At 30.8% G+C, this 13,950-nt stretch carries 17 protein-coding genes; 2 read left to right on the top strand and 15 right to left on the bottom strand.

The window, feature by feature from the left end; genetic code table 11:
* Positions 1–8: 8 nt before the first annotated feature.
* The 11 genes from WY13_RS17265 to WY13_RS17215 form a co-directional block, all read right to left on the bottom strand.
* Positions 9–782 carry a hypothetical protein gene (locus tag WY13_RS17265; protein ID WP_063556820.1) on the bottom strand — a complete coding sequence of 258 codons (774 nt, stop codon included), beginning with the start codon at positions 780–782 and terminating at the stop codon, positions 9–11.
* Positions 766–1,782: a flagellar motor switch protein FliG gene (gene fliG, locus WY13_RS17260; RefSeq protein WP_063556819.1), complete on the bottom strand. Its 1,017-nt coding sequence runs from the start codon at positions 1,780–1,782 to the stop codon at positions 766–768. The genes WY13_RS17265 and fliG overlap by 17 nt, the downstream gene beginning before the upstream one ends.
* Positions 1,783–1,786: 4 nt before the next feature.
* Entirely contained in the window at positions 1,787–3,385 is a 1,599-nt protein-coding gene (gene fliF / locus WY13_RS17255; RefSeq protein WP_063556818.1) for a flagellar basal-body MS-ring/collar protein FliF, read from the bottom strand.
* Between the two features lie 17 nt (positions 3,386–3,402).
* Entirely contained in the window at positions 3,403–3,741 is a 339-nt protein-coding gene (gene fliE / locus WY13_RS17250) for a flagellar hook-basal body complex protein FliE (protein WP_063556817.1), read from the bottom strand.
* An 11-nt stretch (positions 3,742–3,752) separates the two neighbouring features.
* Positions 3,753–4,184 carry a flagellar basal body rod protein FlgC gene (flgC, locus tag WY13_RS17245; RefSeq protein ID WP_013237685.1) on the bottom strand — a complete coding sequence of 144 codons (432 nt, stop codon included), beginning with the start codon at positions 4,182–4,184 and terminating at the stop codon, positions 3,753–3,755.
* A 12-nt stretch (positions 4,185–4,196) separates the two neighbouring features.
* Positions 4,197–4,598, bottom strand: a complete 402-nt coding sequence (gene flgB, locus WY13_RS17240; RefSeq protein WP_063556973.1) for a flagellar basal body rod protein FlgB — start codon at positions 4,596–4,598, stop codon at positions 4,197–4,199.
* A 324-nt stretch (positions 4,599–4,922) separates the two neighbouring features.
* The gene (locus WY13_RS17235) at positions 4,923–5,771 is read right to left on the bottom strand and encodes a flagellin (RefSeq protein WP_063556816.1); all 849 of its coding nucleotides are present in this window, start codon (positions 5,769–5,771) and stop codon (positions 4,923–4,925) included.
* A 484-nt stretch (positions 5,772–6,255) separates the two neighbouring features.
* Entirely contained in the window at positions 6,256–6,594 is a 339-nt protein-coding gene (locus tag WY13_RS17230; protein WP_063556815.1) for a hypothetical protein, read from the bottom strand.
* Positions 6,595–6,735: 141 nt separating this feature from the next.
* A complete protein-coding gene (locus WY13_RS17225; protein WP_063556814.1) occupies positions 6,736–8,745 on the bottom strand; it encodes a methyl-accepting chemotaxis protein in 2,010 nt (669 codons plus the stop codon).
* A gap of 275 nt (positions 8,746–9,020) precedes the next feature.
* Complete coding sequence (locus WY13_RS17220; RefSeq protein WP_063556813.1) at positions 9,021–9,353, bottom strand: single-stranded DNA-binding protein; 333 nt, start codon at positions 9,351–9,353, stop codon at positions 9,021–9,023.
* Positions 9,354–9,419: 66 nt separating this feature from the next.
* Complete coding sequence (locus tag WY13_RS17215; protein ID WP_063556812.1) at positions 9,420–9,785, bottom strand: VOC family protein; 366 nt, start codon at positions 9,783–9,785, stop codon at positions 9,420–9,422.
* Positions 9,786–9,977: 192 nt separating this feature from the next.
* Between WY13_RS17215 and WY13_RS17210 the strand changes: the two genes are divergently transcribed.
* Positions 9,978–10,712 (top strand): MBL fold metallo-hydrolase, encoded by a 735-nt coding sequence (locus WY13_RS17210; protein WP_063556811.1) that lies wholly within the window; start codon positions 9,978–9,980, stop codon positions 10,710–10,712.
* A gap of 181 nt (positions 10,713–10,893) precedes the next feature.
* Here WY13_RS17210 and dut read toward each other — a convergent pair whose 3' ends face one another.
* From dut to WY13_RS17190, 4 genes are all read right to left on the bottom strand, one after another.
* Positions 10,894–11,325: a dUTP diphosphatase gene (gene dut / locus WY13_RS17205; RefSeq protein ID WP_063556810.1), complete on the bottom strand. Its 432-nt coding sequence runs from the start codon at positions 11,323–11,325 to the stop codon at positions 10,894–10,896.
* A 317-nt stretch (positions 11,326–11,642) separates the two neighbouring features.
* Positions 11,643–12,023, bottom strand: a complete 381-nt coding sequence (locus tag WY13_RS17200) for a carbonic anhydrase (RefSeq protein WP_063556809.1) — start codon at positions 12,021–12,023, stop codon at positions 11,643–11,645.
* A gap of 129 nt (positions 12,024–12,152) precedes the next feature.
* The gene (locus tag WY13_RS17195) at positions 12,153–12,515 is read right to left on the bottom strand and encodes a YopX family protein (RefSeq protein ID WP_063556972.1); all 363 of its coding nucleotides are present in this window, start codon (positions 12,513–12,515) and stop codon (positions 12,153–12,155) included.
* Between the two features lie 74 nt (positions 12,516–12,589).
* On the bottom strand, positions 12,590–13,153 hold the full coding sequence (locus WY13_RS17190) for a DUF3867 domain-containing protein (RefSeq protein ID WP_063556808.1): 564 nt from the start codon (positions 13,151–13,153) through the stop codon (positions 12,590–12,592).
* A 312-nt stretch (positions 13,154–13,465) separates the two neighbouring features.
* Here WY13_RS17190 and WY13_RS17185 point away from each other — a divergent pair, with 312 nt between their 5' ends.
* Complete coding sequence (locus WY13_RS17185; protein WP_063556807.1) at positions 13,466–13,930, top strand: DUF441 domain-containing protein; 465 nt, start codon at positions 13,466–13,468, stop codon at positions 13,928–13,930.
* Positions 13,931–13,950 lie beyond the last annotated feature (20 nt).

Genomic DNA, 13,950 nt, shown 5'->3' with positions numbered 1-13,950 from the left:
GCAGAAACTTAACTTTCATCCTGAATTATCTTCTTTATTTTATCATAGGCAATATCTATACCCAGAACCATTTTCCCATTATCTCTCTCTATAACTACACTACCTTCTTCTAAAGATTCATCTGGTATTATAAAAATATCACCTTTAAAAGGCAGCTGTTCCTTCCATATGGTTACTTGTTTTTTGAATTCGCTACAGTACTTTTCTTTACCTTTTATTATAAAAGTGCTGGTCTTTTTCATTTGGTTCAAAGCATCAAATACCTGCGCATTTAAACCATCTGCGTCCTTTACCTCACGTTTTAATATGCTTTCTATAGAATTTAATATAAATTCTTTTATTTCCTCTTCCTTTTCCTCAAAGTACCTTTTCTTTTCTTCTACAGCTTTATTTAAGACATCATTTGCATTCTTTTTTATCTGCTCTCCTTCTAATTTTGCCTTATCAAAGTTTTTCTTATAACCTTCCTCATAAGCAGTATTATAACCTTCCTCTTCACCTTTGGCATAACCTTTTTCATAAGCTTCATCATAGACTTTTTGGGAGATTTCAGATGCTTTTTCATAGGCTATAGAAAGAATTTTTTCTTTTTTAATATTCGCATCTTGTAAAATAGTTCTTCCTAAATTTTCATAGCTTTTTAGAACAGAATCATCTTTAATATCTTTTTCATTGAATGCTCCTCTGGATGCTTCTTGCTTTTTAAATTCTGTGTGTATTTCCTGTGTTCCGCAATTGTTTATGCTGTCACCTTTTAATATAGATTTATACGATGATTGCATCTTCTCCTCCTCTTGCTAGAACTATTTCTCCCGATTCATCCAGTCTTCTTATTATGCCCACAATTTTTTGTTGAGCCTTTTCTACATCCATAAGTCTAACAGGTCCTAAGAATTCTATGTCCTCTTTTAACGCAGCAGAAGCTCTCTTTGATTGATTTCTAAATATTGCATCTGCCACTTCCTCAGAGCATCCTTTAAGCGCAAGAGAAAGTTCTTTTGTATCCACCTCTCTGAGTACTCTTTGAATAGATACATCATCAAGAGTAATGATATCTTCAAATACAAACATAGATCCTTTAATTTTTTCAGCCAACTCTGCATCCTCTTTTTCAAGACCTTCAGTAATATTCTTTTCTGTAGTTCTATCTACTTGATTTAATATATCTACAATAGTTTGGACACCGCCAATTACCTTCATATCTGACTTAACTATAGATGATAGCTTGTCATCTAATACTTTCTCTATTTCTTTTACAACCATTTGTGAAGTATTACTCATTGTAGCTATTCTAAATGCTACCTCAGCTTGTACATTTTCAGGAAGTGCTGACAATATTTGTCCAGCTTTATCCGCTTGAAGATAACACAGTACAAGTGCAATAGTCTGCGGATGCTCATCGGATATTATATTCAAAAGCTGAGGGGCGTCTGCTTTTCTTGCTATGGCAAAAGGCCTAAACTGCTGGGTTGCCTCTGTAACTTTATCCAATATTTCAATAGCTCTTTGACTTCCAAGTGCCTTTGACAAAAGATCTTTAGCATAATCTATTCCGCCTTCCAGCAAATAATCCTTAGCCTTATTCATCTCTATAAATTCCTGAAGTATCTCCTTTTTTTGATCAGATTTTACAGAGTTGATATTAGCTATTTCATAAGTTATTTTTTGTATTTCTGCTTCTGGCAATTTTTTGATTATTCCTGCAGCAGCTTCCGGTCCAAGAGTTATGAATAGTATGGCCGCTTTTTGTACTCCTGTTAAATTCTTATTGTCCTTAGCCATTTTATCACCTCTCATCCTCTGCTATCCATGCTTTGATTATGTCTGCCACTTGATCCGGTTTATCCTTAGCATATTTCTTTATTTCATTCTCCACATGAGTATCTTCAGTTTCATTTTCAAAATCTACAGGCTTAAATTTAAGTTTATTCTGCTCTTTAGTTAAATCATCGTCACCTATAACAGCATCAATGCCGCGGGTATTACCAAGCTCTTCATCAAATAATTCTTCTTCATCTTCTGCATGTTTTCTTCTCCATAATATAAATCCAACGATAGCAGCTATTAATAATGCTCCTGCTATAGATGCACCTATAATGATCTTATTACGATTTGCCTGGGCTTCAGCCTTTTGCATTGCATCTAAATCCTTCTTTGCATTGTCTTGAGCCGTAGTATCAAAAGGAATTGCCTCAACATTTATAGTGTCTCCCCTTGTTTGATTATATCCTATAGCAGACACTGCAAGATTTCTAATAGAAGTCTTAGTAGCATCATCTACAGTTCCATCCAGTGCAACTGATGCTGTAAGCCTTTTTACACTGCCCGGAGCCTTTATAGTTTTTTGTTCTACCTTAGATACATCATAATTTCTCGTAACCTCATTTTGAGTTGAATTACCATTACCTGTAGTATTCACAGATGTGTTGCTCATATTATTATCTACAGGACTTGTACTTGCATTATTTGTACCACCTGTATTTGTATCATTTACAGTATGCTCACTTACTACCACATTTTTAGGGTCATACGTAGTAGAATCTTGCTGTACAGCATCGAAATCCAATTCTGCATTTATCTGTACCTTTACCTTATTTTTACCATATATAGGTTCCAGCATAGCAAGAAGTCTCTTTTCCATATCATCCTCATATTTTTGCTGCAATTCCTGCTGTTTGTCCGCAGGAATCGTGGAATCACTACTATCATCACTTTTATTTTGATATAGATCCCTTGAAAGAAGGTTTAATTTATCATCTATAACTTCAACATTTTCTTTAGGTACATTTTTTACACTTCCAGATACTAATGCTACCAGAGCTTTTGTCTGATCTTGGGATAAACTCTGTCCTGGCTTTAACTTTATAGTTACAGAAGCACTCCCTGGTTGTGTGTCTTTTACAAATTCAGTATTATCCGGGAGTACTAAATGAACTCTTGCATTTTCAATTTGTGGAAGTGATTTTATAGTTCTCTCAAGTTCACCTTCGAGGGCTCTTTGATAATTTATACTCAGCTGCTGGTCTGTTTGCCCGAAATTGCTTTTATCTAAAAGTTCAAATCCCTGACTTCCATTAGTAAGCTGTACTTCTGAAAGAGTTTGCATTCTAATTTTATCCACTTGAGCTTGAGGCACTAATATAGAATTCCCCTGTACTTTTGCATCTACTTTATCACTTTGAAGCTGCTTATAAATTGAGGCTGAATCCGCAGCATCTAAGTTAGAAAATAATACCGCATATTTCGTTTTTCCTAAAGTTAATCCCCCAAATATCAAAGCTGCAACAATTCCTACAGCTATAACACTAAAAGCTATCTTTTTATTTCTACTTAAATCTTTCCATTTTCCTGTTAAATTTTTAAAAATCTGCGATATTTTACCCATTTAATCCGGTTCTCCTTCTATAACTGTGTTCTATTTATCTCCTGATATGCTTCAACAAATTTATTTCTAATTTGTACAGCAAGATCTAATGACATCTTAGCCTGTTCAGCATCAAGCATAACATTAGCTACATCATTCCTATCTCCTTCTACAAATTCATTGATACTATTGTTTGCCTGTATCTGCTGATTGTTGACTTCATCTAACTTGTTTTGTAATAAACTCGAAAAAGAAGATACAGCATCTTCATTATTTACTATATTATCCTTAGAAGCATTTGATACATTTTGGCTTTGTGTATTACCACTTATTTTATCAAACACAGCAGTATCTGGAGTAAATTCATTTATTTTCATAATACGCCTCCTTATTTACCTATCTCTAAAGCTTTTGAAAACATACTTTTTTCAGAATTAATAGCACTTAGATTTGCTTCGTAAGCTCTAGTTGCTACCATCATATCAGCCATTTCATTCAGTATGTTCACATTTGGCATAGAAACATATCCTGAGGCATCAGCATCTGGATTAGTAGGATCATACTCTCTCTTGAAAGGTGAAGTATCATCCTTTATTGCTACAACTTTTACCCCTTCAGGAACATCTCCATAATTTCCATTACTATCTAAAGCCTTACTTAAATTTTCTCCAAAAACTGCAACTTTTCTCCTATAAGGTTGTCCATCTGCGCCACGGGTTGTCTCTGCATTTGCCATATTGGAAGCTATTGTATCCATACTAAGTCTTTCTGCCGAAAGTCCACTGGCACTTATTCTCATAGTATTAAATGCTTGAATCATAAATATCCTCCCCTAATTTCCACTTATAACAGCTTTTTGCATACTTAACCTATTATTTTCAAGAGTTATAAGTGCATTATACATAAGTTCATTTGCAGCTTGATTCACAGTTTCTACTTCAATGTCCACATTGTTTCCATCTGATCTCATACTGGTTGAACTGTCGGTATTTGTAGTTATTGCTCCATAATCATTACCCATCTTTATGTGTTTTGCATCATCCGTTTTTAATTCTAAATTATCTATACTATTTTTAAGATTTTCTTCAAATGTAACATATTTTCTCTTATATCCCGCAGTATTAATATTTGATATATTACTAGATATTGCCTGACTTCTAGCCTCAGCTGAATCTAGCCCTTTTGCAAGTAAATAATTTACTGATTGATCATTTGACATATTATTTATATTCAACCCAAATTTTCCCCCTTTTTTTAAAACATTAAACATATTATAATTTTCCTCAAACAATTTAATTTTAAATTGTACTTTACTTTTGATTAAAACTATTTTCTATATAGATAGATTAACACAATTATAAATTATATTCTATATTTTTGTAACATTTTTATAAGTTTATTGTCTTTTAATAGAAATATATTGCATATTGTAAATAAAGCCGTATTTATAAGGTATTTTATCATTCCTTATCCATTAGTGGATAATTTTAGGTCCAAAACTATAAGAAAGATACCTAAACCATAAAGGTAAGGTACCTTAACTTAATTTTCAAATGTATTACTTTCTAAAATTTTGTATTATCTGTAAAACATCCTGAGGTAATTTGTTAGCCTGAGCAATCATCGCATTAGAGGCCTGTATTACTATACTTTCTTTTGAATAATTCATCATTTCCTCTGCCATATCTGAATCCGTTATATTGCTATATGCATCAGTCATTTTTTCATTTAACTCCTGCATATTATCATAACTACTGGTAAATCTATTTTCCAAAGCTCCATATTTGCTTCTCAAAGACACTATTGTGTTTAAAGAACTATCTATAATACTTAAAGCACTATCAGTATCTCCACTCAATATATCTTTTCCCCCACCAGTCTTAATTTTATATAAGCCTGAAATTTCACCTTTTCCATCATTGGCTAAATCTATCTGGGGTATATCTACATCGTCTCCAGCATTAGTCCCTACGGTCATACTGATAGTTTTAGTTTCACCTAATAATTTAAATCCATTAAATTCCGTGTTCTGTGCCGTTTCATTTATTCCGTCCAGCATCTGATCTATTTCACCTTGTATTATTTGTCTATCCCGATCATTAAAAGAACCATCTCCAGCTTGCAGCGTAAGCTGTCTAACCCTCTGAACCATACTTGTGATTTCATTTAGCCCACCTTCCGCACTTTGAAGCATACTTACACCATCCTGGACATTTCTAGTTACGGTCTCAAGGCTTTTAACTTGAATGTTTACGTTCTCGCTTTGTACAAGCCCTGTTGGATTATCTGCAGCACTATTTATTTTACATCCACTGGATATTCTGTTTAAATCTCCACTTTGTCTATCTAAAGCTTGATTTTGGACCATATGCATTATCAAAGCTGGTATATTGTAATTCAGTCTCATAAAATTTACTCCTTTCTACATACGGTAAGTGCTTATTCTGTAGTTATGAATAAAACTTAACCCTTATGAATTATTATCGAAATCTCCTATAGAATGCTTTAGATCAAAATATTTATTCAATGAATTAAAATCATTTTCCATGTACCTTACATATGAATTAAAAATTAATAACTCAACTTTCGCACATATAAAATTTTGACTTAATATAAAAAAATTGCAAAGCAAAATTTTCGATTTAAAAGTTAACAGCGGACAATTGACAGAAGACAGTGAAGGAAGATTTTTAATGACTCATTTCGCTAAAGCGAAATATTGCTGACTTATATAGATTTGAAGCTTTTTTGCATTAGCAAAACAAGCCTAAAAAAATAAATTAGTTTTCTGACATAAGGAAGAAAACTTACCTTAACTGTCCTATGTCCTCTGTCAATTGTCCTCTAAAAAGTGCTTCGCAATTTTTTTAAACTGCGAAAGTTGAGCTAAATTATAGTACAGTTTTATCATAAGGCTCTATCCTAACATACATTTGAAATAATTCAAGTGCCTGTTCTTCAGTAATCTGGCCGCTGTCTAAATTACGATATAATATATACAAATTAGCATTTAAGTTAGGATCTACTCCCTTGCTTTCCTTCATCTTCTCCAATATTTGTTCTTTAAGAGGAATATTTTTTTGATTTAAATCTTCCTGTAGTAAATCTAGGAGTTTACCTACTTCTTTCCGCGTAGCTTTTTCTCTAGTAGTAATTCTTATACTTTTTAATCCTGAAACCAATTTATCTATAGACTCTTTAGGTATAAATACCTTTTCGTGTTCACTCAAGTTAAATCCCCCTCTTTTATTCCATTTACTTTTTATATTTATTAATTTACTTTTCAATTTAATTAAGTTATATATTATATATTATCAATGCAATAAGCATACTGTCAAATACTAATTCCCTTAAGTTATAATTTACGACTTCTATTCTACTTTAAATTTATTTACAACATTTATTAAATTCTTTGATGTAGAATTCAAGCTTTCAGCAGATGATGCAACTTCTTGTATAGATGCACTTACTTCCTCTGTAGATGCTGCTATTTCCTCTGTAGATGTAGTGGTGTTTTTTATTAAATTTCCAAACTGATTCATACTGTCCATAAATTCTTTTCTAGATTGTACTGTACTATTTACTGAAGTAAAAGTTTTATCAACTAAAGGTTCAATCTCTTCAATTGAATCCACTATCATCTCAAAAGATTTCACCATATTTTCTGCCACTATATTCTGTTCATTTATAGATTCTTCAGCCTTCTTAGAATTTACAATAACCTCATTTGAATCACTGTTTATATAATTAATTAAATCACTTATTTTTTTAGCTGAATCCTGAGACTCTTCAGCTAAATTTCTTATTTCCTCTGCTACTACTGAAAATCCCTTTCCAGCTTCGCCTGCCCTTGCAGATTCAATAGCTGCATTTAAAGCCAAAAGATCTGTTTGCTCTGCTATTTGTGCTATAACATCAGTTATTTCTCTTACTTTTTTTATAGATTCATTAAGCTTATAAACTTTATCAGAAACTACTGTAAAAGAAGAATCTACGGTACCTATTGCTTTTTTCAATGAATTCACTTCATTTTTTCCTAAGTCTACTTTATTCACTGCATTACCCGTACTTACCTTTACAGAATTTAATTTATCATTTATGTTTTCCATGTGTTTGCTTATACTTTCTAACAAATTAAACATATTATCTATATACTTTTGCTGTCCTTCAGCACCTTTAGCTAAATCCTGAACTACTGCAGATACTTCCTGCGAAGAAGCTGATATTTCCTCAGAAATTGCATTTAAACCTTCGGCCTGTTGTTCAACATCTGAAGAATTCTTCTTAACATCCTCAACTAATTTCTTTATATTCATATTCATACTTTGTACGTAATTGCTTATTCTTCCAAACTCATCATTTCTATTTAAAAACTTTTCAGGGATACTATAAGTAAAATCCCCTTCACCTACTTTACCAACTATTACTTTTAACTTTTTTAATATCTTATATGCTGAGTTACCAATTAAAATAGATACTACTATAGATATTATTATTCCTATAATAACTAAACAGAAAATAAATTTTCTTATACCACTTGTATCACTTATAAATTCAGCATTTTTAGCTGTGGCTACAATTTTCCAAGAATTTTTCTCATTTGTAGTATAAGCATACAGCTTCTCTATTCCATTATATGTATTCTTAAAATAACTAGTTTTATTTGAGCTAATATAGTTCCAATTACTTTTTTTAAGTTCACTGTCTTTCCCTACCTGATTAAAATCTGGATGTACTATTATTTTACCTTCTTTATTAGTAATATAAACATATCCTGTGTTTCCTACCTTTATAGAAGCTATATCTTTAGATAAATTTTTCAGAGAAACATCAATAGCAGCTACTCCTACTACATTACCATCTTTCTCTACAGTTTTTGCTACTGTAATCATCATCTGTGATGTATTTACATCTTTGTATGGATCTGTCCATACAACTTGTCCTTTTTTATTCATAGCACCTTTATACCATGTTCTTTGTCTAGCATCATATTCTTTAGATGGCTGACGTATGTTTCCAGTCATATTTATTCTCATACCACTGAGATCAGCAAAATATACACTAACCATATTTTCATTGCTATCTTTAGTATTTTTAAGCAATTCTACTGCACTGTTTCTACTCCCATCATTACTAATATCCAAATTTTTCAAAGTAGAACTATTAGCAATAACCTCAGTCTGACTTTCCATACCATTTAAAAATTTATTTATAGAACCATTTACATTTATGACAATTTGCTCTGAACTGTTTTGAAACTTTTCATACAATATCCCATAAGATTTTTCATAAATTGATATTCCAAGTACACATAATAATATTGCTGTTGTTACAGAAATTATCAGTATTAACTTAGTTTTAATACTTTTAAAATTAAACATAAAATATTTTTCCCCCTTAAGTTAACGCAAAATTGCAAATATTAATTTTAATCTTCATACTTTCCCATTTTTTAAACAAACATGAGCAAATTTATACATTTAAAGCTAGGATATGATTAAAAATTCTAATAATACACTTTTTCACTATATTTTTCTATTATATCATACTCTAGAATAACATAAAAAACAATAAATAATATACCTTCAATGCAATTAGAAATTGGGGTAACCTTTTAATTTTACCCCAATCTATCCTATAACTAATCTTCTTTAAATTATGCTAAAGCTTCTTTTTCCCGGTCTAAAAACTGAACCTTGTCTGCTTCTACATTAGTGAAATATTTTCTTATATCATCTTTAGTATAACTTTTAGTAATTATTTTACCATTTACGCCTATAAGTCTTCCTTTTTTTAAATAGGGAAGCAATTTATTTCCATAATTAGTCCAATAGGAAACAGGAATAAAATCCGCTTCTCTTTCTCCAGTTTTGCTTACAAAATCTCTGCCTACTGCAAGAGTAAATTTAACTACACTTCTATTATAATTTTCAAGCTGAACCAATTCTGCATCCTTAGTTAACCTTCCAATAAGAGTGACACTGTTCAATAGCTTTTACCTCCTAGTTATTTTTTCTATAATTATGTCCAGCAGGAAAGTTTTTATTCATCTATATTAAAGTGGTAATATTTCTGTCCAATATCCATCTGGATCTGTTATAAAATAAAGTCTCATTTTCTTATTTTCATAACAGATACATCCCATTTTTTTATGATGTTCATAAGCTGCCTTAAAATCATCTGTCCTAACAGCCATGTGAATTTCATTATCCCCAAGATTATAAGCGTCTTTTCTATCCCTAAGCCAGGTAAGTTCTATTTTATAATCCTTTACACCATCTCCCATAAACACCAGTGTAAAACTATTGTCATCTGCCTCTTTTCTCTTTATTTCTTTAAATCCAAGAGCTTCCTCATAAAAATTTATGCTTTTCTCTAGATTAAGTACATTTATGTTATTGTGGTCAAATGTAAATTTCATTAGTATTTCTCCCTTCAAATTTGTGCTATATTGCCTTTCTTATACAATTATATCCCATATTTGTTAAAGTGTTAATAAACAGAGTACGTGGAAGTATTAGAACTGGTAGTCATCAGATAAAACATAGAATTTGTTTTATTAATACGTATGCTATAATATACATAATTTTAAATGTAAAGGTAGGTTAAATTTATGGTAAAGTACAATATTAAAATTCATTATTTATATCACAGTGGATTTGCAATAGAAACCTTAAATCACTTATTAATATTTGACTACTACAAAGATTCATTTGATTCAAATCCTAAAGTTATAGAAAATGGATTAATTTCAGATGAATTTATAAAAAGCAAAAAAAGCGTAATTGTTTTTTCTTCCCACAGACATCCAGATCACTTTAATCCAGTAATATTAAAATGGCAGAATATAAACCCAGATATAAATTACGTATTAAGTACTGATATAAAAATAAAAAATATTAAAGGTAACTATCATGGCATATGTCCCTATAAGAGTTTGAATTTAAATGACGTTTACATAAAAGCTTATGGTTCTACAGATATAGGTGTTTCATTTTTTGTATCAGTAGATGGAATAAATATATTTCATTCAGGAGATTTGAATCTATGGAAATGGAAAGAAGATCCTAAATATAAGCAAGAACGTGCTGAGAGAAATTTTAAAAGAGAAATCAACATGATAAATGAAGCTAAAATAGACTTTGCATTTTTCCCTGTAGATCCAAGACTTGGAGAAAATTATTCTTTAGGTGGAAAATACTTTATAGAGATCCTTAAGCCTAAATTTTTTGTACCTATGCATTTTTGGGATGATAATGATATTACTAAAAATTTTGCAAAACTTACTAAAGACTCTCCTTCGGAATCATTGATTATGAACCATATAGGTGAAACCTTTGAATTTTAAAAATAATTAAAAATTAATAGTTAAGAATTAATAGTTATGGATGATTTTCTTTCGTTAACACTACAGAAAATCTAAAATATAGCACTATTGAAGCAAAACTTCAATAAGCTTCAAATTTAAAATTTTTCGCAGCACAGTTAAGAAAAATCCTCCTTAACCCTTCACTATTAATTCTTAACTCTTACCTACTTCCAGTAGAACCAAATCCTCCTTCCCCTCTTTCAGTGTCACTCAGTTCTTCTACTTCCTCTACGCATACTCTTTCCACAGGCTTTACTACCATTTGAGCAATTTTCATACTTTTTTCAACTAAAAAAGGTTCTTGTCCTAAGTTGATCATGAGCACTTTTATCTCACCCCTGTATCCTTCATCCACAGTACCAGGTGTATTCAAAAGAGTTATGCCATGTTTTAATGCAAGACCACTTCTTGGTCTAACCTGCGCTTCTGTATTTGGTGGAAGCTGAATTTTTATCCCGGTTGATACTAATTTTCTTTCCATTGGTTTTATTAAAACTTCTTCTACTGAAAATAGATCAAGACCTGCATCTCCCTTATGTGCATAAAATGGAGTTACAGCATCTTCATTAATTTTTTTTATTAATAGCTTCATAATTTACAAACATCCTTTCAAAATTAATCTACATGTTTTTTAACAGTTGATAGTTCTTAACTTTTAAGCATATTTATCTATAAACAGAGCTCTTGGCATCAGATGGAGTTTTGACTCCACATGATGCTTATTAACAGGCTTCTTAGTGCTTCAGCACTTAGAAGGAGTTATCCTTTAGGGAAAATCGTTATCCAGGGACGTAACTGCTCTTTACTCCAACTTAGAGAAGTTGGAGTATTAGAGCAGGTAGTCATGGGATAAGGGGAACTGTTCATACCAATCTAAGAAATTGCTATTGCAATAGTCCCTTATTAAAATCACAATATAACTTTTTTCACCTCGAAATTCTCATTTATCCAAAGGCCTATAACCTCAATATTCTTATATAATTTTTTTATTACGGAAACAGACCTTTTTATCTGCTCTAGGTGAGTTGTCTTATCTACTTTATTTGCTGCACAGTCATAATGTCCTACTACAAATGCGGTAGAAGCTCCATGAGAATTTATTGATATATCCATCTTATACTTTAATGAATTTATAAAATTTTCATCTTCCCCGCAAATTACCTTGTCAATTCCCGGCTCTGATATTATATCTACATATTTCACATGAAAATTATCTCTTATCCAATTTATTGCAGGAAGTTGAGTCCTTCCATCCATACAATTTAACAATACCGCAAAATCACTGCTCAAAGCAATCCACCCCTTATAGTAAAATTAAAATTTTACTATAAGTCTATAGCAGCTTGAAGTAAAAATCAATATAATTAGCTCAACTTTCTCAAATACAAATACGATTAGATTATTTAATACATTATTTCATTATATACCAAATATATTGCCTGTAACTATTACATTTTCCTTCAACATTTGGATGTATAGATATTCATTTTCTACATAAAAACCATAGAGCTCAGTTGCATCAGTAATCTCTCCACATTCACCTATAAATTTTTCAAAAGAATACCTTCCAAATTTCACAGGCAGCTTAATAGAACTTTTTTCATTATTTATGGATATTATATCTCCCTCAAAAATCTCTCTACCATTTTTATCTTTTAAGCCTGTAAACTCAAGGGATATAAATCTATCTTCTAATTTGCAACTTTCTTCTGGATAGGGATTTTCACTTATATAAAAACACTTTTTTTTCCTATCCCATATTTTAAACTTAAATTTTCTCATAACTGAATCACCCCAAATCATACTAAAATATTCCCTATATTCATCAATATAGGGAATCGTTTTATATAATTATATTAGTATTCAAATTTTTTGACATTTGAGCATAATGATATTTTAAGCTTTTTATCTTTTACTACCTTTTTATATGAACACAAAAATTCGTTTAACTCGGGATCCTGCAAATCTATATCTTTTTCACTTTTTAAAGTAATCTTTTCTTCACTTATAAGTATACTAAGACTGTTCATAGAATTATTTATACTATAAGTGGTTACTAAGGTACTGCCCATACCTTGCTTATATTTTTCCTGAAATGATACTGTTTTTCTTAAGGATTCATAGTCAACATTTCTATTTACAGAAGGCATCTCAATTCCCATGTCTTTCATCTGCTTTTCTACATCTTCCATATTAAAGCCATATCTTTCCATAAGTTTTTTTTGAATGTTAAATAGCTTTTCTTGTGATATATTATTTTTTTCCATATATTCTTGAATGTCTTTATAAAAATCTCCCATTGATAATTTTCCCTGAGACATATCATAGGAAAGTCCATATACATAATCTTCAAATTTCTCTACATCTTTTTCCCTAGCTTTATTTTTAATTTCATCGAAGTTTACAATTCTATCATCCATAACAAGTTCTCCCCTTAAAAATACATTTTTAATATCTGTTAAATAAACCTAATATAACTATTCTATCAAAACCTACACTATTATACTATACAATTAAGTAATTTTTTTCAATACAAATTATGTTAAGATTATTTTTATCAGATACCCTTAATTCATATTCTTGAAAGCACTATTATAATTTTTCATGAATTATTTCCCTAAATTGCATTTTATTAAGTTGTAAATAGTATATATTATTACTCTGATATTTTGTTGTTTTTACTATATGTTATACAATAATCACTGTTTATTATATTTTAGGAGATGATTTAAATGGAATCGACTATAATTTTAGTCATAATTTTAGCAGCTGCAGTTCTTGGGAAAGCAAATTCCGTAGCTTTAGCTGCCTGTATACTTCTATTTCTAAAGCTTCTTAATATAGACAAGTATGTATTCCCAACTTTACAGGAAAATGGAGTATTCTGGGGGGTAGTAATACTAGTAGCTTCAATTTTAATTCCAATTGCAAACGGAAGTGTACAATATATAAGTATTAGAAATGTATTTACCTCATGGCTTGGAATATTCGCCCTACTCATATCCCTTTTTACAACTTATTTAAGTGGCCTTGGCATGCAGTATTTAACTGTACAAGGTCATACTGAAGTAATGCCAGCATTAATTTTGGGAGCAGTAATTGCCGCTGCTTTTTTAGGTGGTGTTCCCGTAGGTCCTATGATAACATCTGGAATGATTGCTTTGGGATTAAAATTTTTTCACAAAATAGGACTTTAAAAAATTTATCCGATCGCTAC

Origin of the sequence: Clostridium ljungdahlii (assembly GCF_001636845.1) — a bacterium.
GTDB lineage: Bacteria > Bacillota > Clostridia > Clostridiales > Clostridiaceae > Clostridium_B > Clostridium_B ljungdahlii_A.
This window is presented reverse-complemented; position numbering and strand designations above follow the sequence as displayed.

What these genes read in the sequence shown, in the direction of transcription:
- fliF (WP_063556818.1), bottom strand. Translation starts at nt 3,385, where the DNA reads ATGGGTAAAATATCGCAGATTTTTAAAAATTTAACAGGAAAATGGAAA.
- flgC (WP_013237685.1), bottom strand. Translation starts at nt 4,184, where the DNA reads ATGATTCAAGCATTTAATACTATGAGAATAAGTGCCAGTGGACTTTCG.
- fliG (WP_063556819.1), bottom strand. Translation starts at nt 1,782, where the DNA reads ATGGCTAAGGACAATAAGAATTTAACAGGAGTACAAAAAGCGGCCATA.
- WY13_RS17185 (WP_063556807.1), top strand. Translation starts at nt 13,466, where the DNA reads ATGGAATCGACTATAATTTTAGTCATAATTTTAGCAGCTGCAGTTCTT.
- WY13_RS17190 (WP_063556808.1), bottom strand. Translation starts at nt 13,153, where the DNA reads ATGGATGATAGAATTGTAAACTTCGATGAAATTAAAAATAAAGCTAGG.
- WY13_RS17265 (WP_063556820.1), bottom strand. Translation starts at nt 782, where the DNA reads ATGCAATCATCGTATAAATCTATATTAAAAGGTGACAGCATAAACAAT.
- WY13_RS17225 (WP_063556814.1), bottom strand. Translation starts at nt 8,745, where the DNA reads ATGTTTAATTTTAAAAGTATTAAAACTAAGTTAATACTGATAATTTCT.
- dut (WP_063556810.1), bottom strand. Translation starts at nt 11,325, where the DNA reads ATGAAGCTATTAATAAAAAAAATTAATGAAGATGCTGTAACTCCATTT.
- WY13_RS17235 (WP_063556816.1), bottom strand. Translation starts at nt 5,771, where the DNA reads ATGAGACTGAATTACAATATACCAGCTTTGATAATGCATATGGTCCAA.
- WY13_RS17215 (WP_063556812.1), bottom strand. Translation starts at nt 9,785, where the DNA reads ATGAAATTTACATTTGACCACAATAACATAAATGTACTTAATCTAGAG.
- fliE (WP_063556817.1), bottom strand. Translation starts at nt 3,741, where the DNA reads ATGAAAATAAATGAATTTACTCCAGATACTGCTGTGTTTGATAAAATA.
- WY13_RS17210 (WP_063556811.1), top strand. Translation starts at nt 9,978, where the DNA reads ATGGTAAAGTACAATATTAAAATTCATTATTTATATCACAGTGGATTT.
- WY13_RS17195 (WP_063556972.1), bottom strand. Translation starts at nt 12,515, where the DNA reads ATGAGAAAATTTAAGTTTAAAATATGGGATAGGAAAAAAAAGTGTTTT.